1 protein-coding gene is annotated in these 1385 nt (G+C 40.1%); it reads left to right on the top strand.

All coding sequences use genetic code 11. The features are described from left to right. The coding region (locus EOD40_RS18020) for an HYR-like domain-containing protein (protein ID WP_449404215.1) at positions 1 to 1385 on the top strand (1385 nt) is incomplete at both ends.

Consider the following 1385-nt stretch of genomic DNA (forward strand, 5'->3'; position numbering starts at 1 on the left):
AGCTGACGGAAACTGTGCTAGCAACTATACTTTAACCAGAACATGGACGGCTAAAGATGCTTGTGGTAATGAATCTTCTAAATCTCAAACAATCACTGTAAAAGATACAACGGCTCCGGTATTGAGCGAAGCTCCTGCCGATCTAACTGTTGAATGTTTGGTCCCAACTGCGGCTACTCTAACAGCTACTGATAATTGTGGTACTGCTGCGGTAACATTCGCTGAAGTAAAATCAAATATCAGTGAACTTTTTGCTAACAACTATACATTGACTAGAACTTGGACAGCTAAAGATGTTTGTGGAAACACTGCTTCTAAATCGCAAGTGATTACTGTAAAAGACACTACTGCTCCCGTAACTCCTATTTTGGCTGATGTAACTATCAACGGATGTAGCGGAACTCCTGTAGCTCCAACTACAACTGACAATTGTAAAGGAACAATCACTGGAACAACAACTACTGTATTCCCTATTACAACTCAGGGAACAACGGTAGTAACTTGGACTTTCAATGACGGAAACGGAAATACAACTACAGCTAATCAAAATGTAATTGTAAAAGATATAACAGCTCCGGTAACTCCTGTTTTAGCTGATGTAACTATCAACGGATGTAGTGGAACTCCTGTAGCTCCAACTACAACTGACAATTGTAAAGGAACAATCACTGGAACAACAACTACTGTATTCCCTATTACAACTCAGGGAACAACGGTAGTAACTTGGACTTTCAATGACGGAAACGGAAATACAACTACAGCTAATCAAAATGTAATTGTAAAAGATATAACAGCTCCGGTAACTCCTGTTTTAGCTGATGTAACTATCAACGGATGTAGCGGAACTCCGGTAGCTCCAACTACTACTGATAATTGTAAAGGAACAATCACTGGAACAACAACTACTGTATTCCCTATTACAACTCAGGGAACAACGGTAGTAACTTGGACTTTCAATGACGGAAACGGAAATACAACTACAGCTAATCAAAATGTAATTGTAAAAGATGTAACAGCTCCGGTAACTCCTGTTTTGGCTGATGTAACTATCAACGGATGTAGCGGAACTCCGGTAGCTCCAACTACTACTGACCTTTGTTCAGGAACAATCACTGGAACAACAACTACTGTATTCCCTATTACAACTCAGGGTACAACGGTAGTAACCTGGACTTTCAATGATGGAAATGGAAACACAACTACAGCGAATCAAAATGTAATCATTGATGATATCACGGCTCCGGTAACTCCTACTTTAGCTGATGTAACTATCAACGGATGTAGCGGAACTCCTGTAGCTCCTACTACAACTGATAATTGTAAAGGAACAATCACTGGAACAACAACTACAGTATTCCCTATTACAACTCAGGGAACAACGGCAG

Origin of the sequence: Flavobacterium sufflavum (genome assembly GCF_004016525.1) — a bacterium.
Lineage (GTDB): Bacteria > Bacteroidota > Bacteroidia > Flavobacteriales > Flavobacteriaceae > Flavobacterium > Flavobacterium sufflavum.